Source organism: Proteus myxofaciens ATCC 19692 (assembly GCF_001654855.1).
GTDB lineage: Bacteria > Pseudomonadota > Gammaproteobacteria > Enterobacterales > Enterobacteriaceae > Proteus > Proteus myxofaciens.
Genome location: NZ_LXEN01000123.1, coordinates 1 through 7949 on the forward strand (window position 1 = coordinate 1; position 7949 = coordinate 7949).

The following is a 7949-nucleotide window of genomic DNA, read 5'->3' on the forward strand; positions in this document are numbered from 1 at the left end:
CTATTAGGGCCTAATAAACGAATATGATATTGCTGACATAATAATTTCATATCCTGTGATTGTTCAGGTTGTGCTGATAGTACAATCACAGCTCGGCATCCTAACTCACCAAGTTGCTTCAATATCTCTAAATTACGTTGATGGTGAGTGCAGATAATTGCTAAATCAGGAACCTGCGGCAATTTATCGAGGGTTGGATAGGCAAACACGCCAGAAACAGAGCGACGAGAGGGATTAACAGGAAATACAGGGCCATTAAATCCACCATTAAGTAGATTTTTCATCATAATAGTCCCAGCACTCCCACTTTTTTCAGATGCCCCTATTACGGCGATAGATTTTGGGCGTAATAGTGCTTCTAGTCCTCTCTGGCTCATATTAACTCCTGAGTTTATAACGCTTTTATTCAATGTAGCTTATCTGAGATTCTTTTTCCTGACGTCTATCGGGTTTTCCAAGTAAATATTGTTGACGAAAGTAACTAAAATGAGAGAAAAGCTGTTGAGAAGCATTTATATCACCGACATTTCCTAAAATAGAGGCAGCCACTTCCGCAGTACAATGCTGTTCTTCTCTCGCTGCTTGACGGAGTATGTACTCACATTTAGATACTTCTTTAATAGCGAAAATTGGCAATGCGTCAAGATAAGGACTTTTGCGAAACATTTTTCTCGCTTCAGTCCATGTACCATCTAACATAATAAAAAGAGGGGGCTTACTATTTGCTGGCAATTGATAATAAACAGTGCGCTCAGGAGATGCATAGCTTTCAGGAAAGACAACATAAGCTTGTCTTTGTGGATTGTTAATAGCATCGAGTAGTGCTTTTTCAGGATGAGTTCTAGACCACAAGAAAGCCAGAGTATCGGGCAACACATCTGCTATCAATTTGCCTGTATTACTGGGCTTCATTACCTCAGTATCATACATCATTAAACAAAAACGACTTTTTGCGGATTGAGCAACAACGGTATCGCAAAGGCATTGTTTTTCAGGTAATAGACAAAAATGACAACGTTTAACACGAAAGCCTCTTGCTTTAAAAGGGCGTGTAGAAATAGAGACTCGATATTGACGGAGCCTAGAAACCGCATTTTCATGCATAGCTGATAAACCAAAAGTCATAAAAAAGAAGTGAATATTATCATGAATATATGCATTTAAGATATTAAATGTGACTTTTTTGAAAGTTTATTTTTCATGATAGTAATAGGATTATTTTTAATAAATTTAATCTACGGGGCAATTATGAATAATATATTATTTAAAAATGAAGCTAGTAAATATTATGAAAGTAATCTGTATAAAAATTTAAATATAAATAAAATAAAATCAGAAGGAAATATAACATTAAGCAGTCGTGATGTGTTAAAAAAAGATATAACGAATTTAAAGGATGAAATAAAAAATGGTTATCTTTTTGGTTTAAATATGTTAGTTGATATTACATTCCATCATGATATTGAAATAAGTAAGTATGCTACTTCACAGTTATATTCACTTTATCCTAGTCTGTCTAACGATATAAAAGAGACGATCTCTCAATATATTACATCTTGTTATGATGAAAATACAAAAGAAGATAGGGATTTTTTAAACATCGTCCATTATTAAGCGCAATGGCTGCAGAGAAAGATATTGCTAGTGCGGTGGCTGATAATAACAATCCTTTTATTTCAGATATTAACAATAATTTAAAAGAACAATTATTTACTTTGATATTGTCATCTGAAACAGAAAGTATAATTGAAAAAAGTCGTTATATTACTCAAACTGAAATCAGTTATTGGCTTGAAAAATTAAGTGAAAAAACTCCTTTTTTTTATAAATCTGATAATTATGAAAATATTCTTAGAGACGTTGCTGTATTAGATAAAAAAAGTGAACAAGTTAAAAATTACGCAATATTGGTAAATAATAATCACTGGGTTTCTCTTTTTGTTTATAAAAATAATATTTTTTTATGTGATTCTCTTAAGCTTGATAGCTCCTCTAATCCCAATGATGACCGCACCTTATTAAAGGAAAAGTTAAAGAGTCATGGGTATGTTATCTCGGATTTTGGGGGGCAATTACAAGAAAATGTACCTAATGGGTGTGGATTATTCACACTCTACCATATTGAGCAAGTTCAAAAAGCATTAAATGCATTGAGTGATAATGAGAAAAACACACAGGATTTAACTCCGGTTATTTCGCAAGCACTGCTCAAGGCGGTGAATGATTTCCAAAAGAGAGATAAAAATAGCCAAGCTAATTTTAATCAAGAATTTAGAAAAGATCTTTTAATGAATATGCTGTATAAAATAGGTTAACAGGTTGTATTTTCTATTTATTTTCATAAAAATAAAAAATAGAGTAGAAAATAAAAAATAATTTACCTCATTAAACTCATATTTTGTATTCCTTTCGTGATTCTCTCGGTGACAGTTGCTAAACTATCAGGTAATCTGCGCCCCTATTGCAGTTGGAGAGATAAATGAACGATTCGTATGAAGGTAAAAACGGCAAAGTTAAAGTAATGTATGTCCGTAGTGAGGACAACGCCGACAATAAGCCCAAAAAACCATCACGTCGCCCTGAAAATGGTCGTAGTGATAACAACCGTACTAATAAACGCGATGATAAAAATCGTGATAATAAGCGCGGTGATAACAAATTTTCTCGTCGTGATGAGCGTGGTGCAGGTAAGCCATCGGGACGTGATCGTAATGAGACAAATACTTCTCGCCATAATCGTGATAGTGAAGAAACCTCTTTTTCTCCTTGGAAAACAATTTCACGCCCTGGTGAAGATGGCATAAAAGAACATGATGGTATCACGGGTAAAAGCCAAATAGACCCAGAGCAACTTCGTCGTCAGCGTTTAGAAGAAACGCGTATTTACGGTGAAAATGCTTGTCAGGCAATGTTTAAAAATCGCCCTGATGCGATTGTGCGTGCTTGGTTTTTACAAGAAACGACACCACGTTTTCGTGATGCATTAAAATGGATGGCTGCAAATCGTAAAGCTTACCATGTGGTTGAAGAAGAAGAGATGGTAAAAGCTGCGCGTACTGATCACCACGGTGGCGTATGTTTTTTAATTAAAAAACGTATGGGGCATGATGCTCAAACGTATTTAAAAGATGCACCTGAAGCGGATTGCGTACTGGCTTTAGAAGATGTCGGAAATCCACATAACGTGGGTGCTATTATGCGCAGTTGTGCGCATTTTGGTATTCGTGGTGTTATCTCTCCCGATTCATCAGTTTTAGAATCAGGTGCAGCAGTGCGTACTGCTGAAGGTGGCGCTGAATACATTCAAGGAATTGATGCAGATAATTTTGCACAAACTTTAGAGCAATTCAAAAAGGCCGGTTACACATTAGTAACCACTTCAAGCCATAAAGGCAGTGTACCATTAGCAAAAGCACAGTTACCTGCAAAAATGGTTCTTATCTTAGGCCAAGAGAAAGAAGGCTTAAGTGAAGGAACTTTAAATCAAGGTGATATGAGCATTTATATTGGTGGCACAGGCCATGTTGAAAGTTTGAATGTTTCTGTAGCATCTGGTGTTCTTTTAGCTGAATGGTGGCGTCAAAACCAAGGTTAACACGCTTTTTATATTCTTATATAAAGATAAGAATATAAATAAAAAATCCCGCTTAACTCTACAGCTAAGCGGGATTTGTATTTTATGGATCTTTCTATTTACCTGGTGAAAAAGGAGGTTTTGCAAACCACACAACCACAAGCATTAATAAGAATATCCCTGCTGCTAGCCAGAAAATTTCATTTGCAGAAAGAATGAGGCCTTGTTCTGTAATCGTCTTAGCAAGATAAGCCGATGTTTGCTCATTAGATAAGCCAAGCTCGTTCATTTGCTGGAATGTCATTTGAGAATCAGGATCTAGAAGATTTATCTTTTCAATAAATGTTTCATGATGAAGCGCTTCTCTTTGAGTCCAAATTGTTGTCGTCAATGAAGCACCAATAGCTCCTGCGAGCGTTCTTAAAAAGTTAGATAAACTAGAAGCTGAAGCCATTTTTTCAGGTGGTAAGCCTGATAATGTCATGGTGGTTAATGGCATAAAGAAACATGCCACACCTAAACCTTGCCAAAATTGTGGCCATGCGACAGTAGCAAAATCCATTCCAGGCTCGAAGGTATATGCTCGCCAGTAAAAACAGACAGCGAACATTATAAAGCTAAAGCTGATGATGTAGCGTAAATCAACCTTGCCACCAAATTTACCAATAATTGGTGTGATAATTAAAGGTAATAATCCAATGGATGCGGCCGCAAGGCCTGCCCATGTTGCGGTATAGCCAAAGACTTCTTGTAAAAGAAGGGGAAGTAAAACGATAGTCCCGAAATACAGCATATAAGCAAGACTTAGCGTTAAACAGCCAATGGTAAAATTGCGACTCTTAAAGAGCGAAAGATCTATCACTGGATGTTCATCTGTGAGCTCCCAAACGATTAAGAAGGTAAGGGCAATAGCTGCGATAATAGTCAGAACAATAATTTCGGTAGAATTAAACCAGTCTAGCTCTTTTCCTTGGTCAAGCATTATCTGCAAAGCACCAACACCGACAACTAAGAGGGCAAGTCCAATCGTATCAATGGGTTTAATTTCAGTTTTTGTTTCACGATCACCTAAGGTATTTGATATGCACATGATAATCAAAATACCAAAAGGAACGTTGATAAAAAATATCCATCCCCAGTGATAGTTATCACTAATATATCCACCTAATATTGGCCCTAATATCGGAGCCACAACAATAGTTACTGACCATAATGCTAATGCCATATTTCGTTTAGCTGGTGGATAGTTATTAAGTAATAAACTTTGAGACAACGGAATTAATGGTCCTGCAACAACACCTTGTAGTACACGGAAAAAAATAAGCATTTCAAGACTTTGTGATATACCACAAAGCCAAGATGTTAATGCGAAAAGTGCCGTTGACCACATAAAAAGGCGGACTTCACCAATGCGTTTTGCAAGCCATCCTGTGATAGGAATAGATATCGCATTCGCTACACCAAATGAGGTAATGACCCAAGTACCTTGAGAGTTCGAAGCCCCTAAGTTTCCTGCAATAGTAGGAATTGCGACGTTAGCAATTGTTGAATCGAGAACTTGCATAAAAGTTGCCAGCGCAAGTGCGATGGTCATTATGGCAAGTTTTCCTCCTTGTAATGGCTCTTTAATCACCTTTACACCCCATCTTTATTATTGTCCGGCATTTTGTTCAATGATTTCATTGATCAGTGTATTAATTGCAGACATATCAATGGTGAGAGTATCTGTATGATAAGCAGGTGATTTGCGTTCACGTTGTGATAAGACTTTGCCATCAAGGTTAATCGTATCTACGGTAACTTCTGTTGAAAGTCCAATACGTAAAGGTTTATCGGCTAATTCTTTTTCATCAAGCGAAATGCGAACAGGCAAACGTTGCACGACTTTTATCCAGTTACCTGTAGCATTTTGTGCAGGTAATAAAGAAAAAGCACTACCAGTTCCCATATCTAAACCTTGCACGGTACCATGGTAAACGACTTTTTTACCATAAAAATCAGTGGTGATTTTTGCGGATTGTCCAATGCGCATATTCGCTAATTGCGTTTCTTTGAAATTAGCATCAATCCACATCCCTGTAACAGGTACAACGGCCATAAGTGGCTTACCAGGTGAGACTTGTGCACCAACTTGTACACTACGGCGAGAAATATAACCATCAGTTGGGCTGAGAATCTTTGTTCTTTCCAGTGCAAGCCATGCATTGCGGACATCTGTTGCAGCTTGTAATACAGAAGGTTGCTGTTCAATAGGTGTATTTAAAACAATAGCTTGATTAGCGTTATATTGCTCTTTAGCAACATCTAATGCGGCTTTTGCTGTTGCTACGGCTTCTCTTGCATGTTGGAGTTCTTCTTTACCAATCACATTACGCTCACCTAAAACTTCACGGCGACGTAGATCGTTTTGTAATTTAACCAGTTCGGTTTCTCTTAGTACGATATTGGCTTTTAATTGACGACCATTAATGATTTGTTGACGCATCTGGCGAACGCTATTCGCTAATGCTGTTTTGGCTTTATCTAATGCGAGTTCTTCATCCCGTGGATCTAATTGGACTAAAGGTTCACCTGCTTTAACGTAATCCGTGTTATCTACAAAAACGGTAGAAACAGATCCCGTAATTTGTGGCATAACTAAAATCTGATTGCCTGTGACATAGGCATTATCCGTTGTTTCATGGTGCCTTAAGACGAGGAACCAATATGCGGTATAAGCAAGACCCGCTATGATAAATAAGAAGGTGAGTAATAATAAAATATTTCGGCGAGTTCGTTTTTTATTGCGAATGGGAGCCTGAGGGGGACTATTTTCCTCATTAACACTCATTTAGGAAATCTCCATAAAACCAGAAAAACATCACAGATATGTTTCCAGTGTTACAACTGGAAACATAATTACAAGGTTAATCTTAGAATAATGATTAGCGTGAAGTGTAGAGTATAAATGCTAATAAACAATTATGCTTGCCGTTTTATGGCGTAAATAGTGCTAAATCAGTAAAAATATTCACTGTAAAAATTATTCACAACCTTTCTCAGATAAGGTATCTAATTGTAATAACAGTTTGCGCATGAGTGTTTCTAACTGTTTCTGTTCGTTTGCATCAAGAACTGACCAAATATGTTTTAAACATTTGTGTTGTGGTGGAAGTAAGCTATTTAAAAACTCCTCACCTGCATCTGTTAAATGCAGATGTAAACAGCGACGGTCATTATGACTTTCTCTACGTTCAATCCAGCCTTGTTTTTCAAGTTCATCTGCAATACGAGTTGCATTTGTTCTTGATGAGCCCAATGCTGCACTTAATTCAGAAGGTTGAATACTACGATTTTCTGTCGTATCTAAAATCATAAGTGCCATAAATAATGTTTCATTAATGCCTTGAGATTTCAGCATATTATTACGGCTTTCAAGTAATTTGCTTTGAACGTGCATAGAAAGACGTGTTAGCAAAATTTCTTGATAAGGAATATCTTTATTCAGAGATTTCTGTTGTGTAGCGCGAGTGTTTAGCAATTCTTCTGTTGGCGTAAATGAGCTTTCCATTTTTAGACACCTTGTTAGTTTCGAAAATTAGGATAACACTGTTATCAACATGTTAAATGGTATATTAAACACACAATTTAGCAATTTTTATTATTTATAGTCACTATGTTTTTTTGATTCTGTTACCTGATTCATAAATTTTATGAATGATAACACAAAAAAAAGCATAGGTATTTATCTCTTTACAATAAGTTAATAAAATTAGCTCATCACTTATCTGTCATTTAATGATAGTCCATTTATGAGTGTAAGGATCACTTTTTACGATAAAATACGTATTAATTTTATTTAAACTAATGACGATTACCATACTTATATTATTCAATAAAGACAATCTTTGATGTCAATTATTGATAATATTGATGCAGTTATTCTTAATAAAGAATGAAATGATGATATACATCAATAGTAATCACGCTGTTAAAACATTTATCTTTTATTCTGATTAGTACAATATTAAAGGGTAGGAAATAACGTATTTTTAGATAAATAATCACTCATCATGGATAATAGGATCATTTTTATAACCAATTATCCAAACGATAAGACTGATAATGCCGATAATAAAACCTGAGATACAGACACCTTTCCAGCCAAATTGATGATAAGTATAGCCTGATAAAAATGAGCCTAATGCTCCACCAATAAAATAGCTGGTCATATAAGCTGCTGTTAATCGATTTCGTGCATCGGGTAAAATGCGATAGATAGTACTTTGATTTGTGACATGAACACCTTGTACTGCCAGATCAAGAATAATAACGCCAATAATAAAACTGATGAGTCCTAACCCATTATAATAAGGTGCAATAATAATAAACGCCC

At 36.0% G+C, this 7949-nt stretch carries 9 protein-coding genes; 3 read left to right on the forward strand and 6 right to left on the reverse strand.

Going from position 1 to position 7949, the window contains the following annotated elements:
- Together M983_RS12825 and M983_RS12830 are read right to left on the reverse strand one after the other, a co-directional pair.
- On the reverse strand, positions 1-377 hold a 377-nt coding region (locus M983_RS12825; RefSeq protein WP_167348683.1), incomplete at its 3' end, for a CoA-binding protein.
- Positions 378-402: 25 nt separating this feature from the next.
- Positions 403-1104, reverse strand: a complete 702-nt coding sequence (locus tag M983_RS12830) for a tRNA-uridine aminocarboxypropyltransferase (RefSeq protein ID WP_066751550.1) — start codon at positions 1102-1104, stop codon at positions 403-405.
- A gap of 144 nt (positions 1105-1248) precedes the next feature.
- Here M983_RS12830 and M983_RS12835 point away from each other — a divergent pair, with 144 nt between their 5' ends.
- From M983_RS12835 to M983_RS12845, 3 genes are all read left to right on the forward strand, one after another.
- Positions 1249-1614 (forward strand): hypothetical protein, encoded by a 366-nt coding sequence (locus M983_RS12835; protein WP_066751534.1) that lies wholly within the window; start codon positions 1249-1251, stop codon positions 1612-1614.
- A 5-nt stretch (positions 1615-1619) separates the two neighbouring features.
- Positions 1620-2315 (forward strand): C48 family peptidase, encoded by a 696-nt coding sequence (locus M983_RS12840; RefSeq protein ID WP_066751541.1) that lies wholly within the window; start codon positions 1620-1622, stop codon positions 2313-2315.
- Positions 2316-2479: 164 nt separating this feature from the next.
- Positions 2480-3595 carry a tRNA/rRNA methyltransferase gene (locus M983_RS12845; RefSeq protein WP_066751543.1) on the forward strand — a complete coding sequence of 372 codons (1116 nt, stop codon included), beginning with the start codon at positions 2480-2482 and terminating at the stop codon, positions 3593-3595.
- A gap of 94 nt (positions 3596-3689) precedes the next feature.
- Here the strand turns inward: M983_RS12845 and emrB are convergent, their stop codons facing one another.
- From emrB to M983_RS12865, 4 genes are all read right to left on the reverse strand, one after another.
- The gene (gene emrB, locus M983_RS12850) at positions 3690-5207 is read right to left on the reverse strand and encodes a multidrug efflux MFS transporter permease subunit EmrB (RefSeq protein ID WP_074388172.1); all 1518 of its coding nucleotides are present in this window, start codon (positions 5205-5207) and stop codon (positions 3690-3692) included.
- Between the two features lie 18 nt (positions 5208-5225).
- Positions 5226-6404 carry a multidrug efflux MFS transporter periplasmic adaptor subunit EmrA gene (gene emrA / locus M983_RS12855; protein ID WP_066751546.1) on the reverse strand — a complete coding sequence of 393 codons (1179 nt, stop codon included), beginning with the start codon at positions 6402-6404 and terminating at the stop codon, positions 5226-5228.
- Positions 6405-6596: 192 nt separating this feature from the next.
- Positions 6597-7124 carry a transcriptional repressor MprA gene (gene mprA, locus M983_RS12860; protein ID WP_066751548.1) on the reverse strand — a complete coding sequence of 176 codons (528 nt, stop codon included), beginning with the start codon at positions 7122-7124 and terminating at the stop codon, positions 6597-6599.
- Between the two features lie 493 nt (positions 7125-7617).
- Positions 7618-7949: MFS transporter (locus tag M983_RS12865; RefSeq protein WP_157091960.1), on the reverse strand; the 332-nt coding region annotated here is incomplete at its 5' end.

Excerpts from the sequence above, each read along its gene's own strand:
- M983_RS12830 (WP_066751550.1), bottom strand. The coding sequence starts at position 1,104 with ATGCATGAAAATGCGGTTTCTAGGCTCCGTCAATATCGAGTCTCTATT.
- M983_RS12835 (WP_066751534.1), top strand. The coding sequence starts at position 1,249 with ATGAATAATATATTATTTAAAAATGAAGCTAGTAAATATTATGAAAGT.
- M983_RS12840 (WP_066751541.1), top strand. The coding sequence starts at position 1,620 with ATGGCTGCAGAGAAAGATATTGCTAGTGCGGTGGCTGATAATAACAAT.
- M983_RS12845 (WP_066751543.1), top strand. The coding sequence starts at position 2,480 with ATGAACGATTCGTATGAAGGTAAAAACGGCAAAGTTAAAGTAATGTAT.
- emrA (WP_066751546.1), bottom strand. The coding sequence starts at position 6,404 with ATGAGTGTTAATGAGGAAAATAGTCCCCCTCAGGCTCCCATTCGCAAT.
- mprA (WP_066751548.1), bottom strand. The coding sequence starts at position 7,124 with ATGGAAAGCTCATTTACGCCAACAGAAGAATTGCTAAACACTCGCGCT.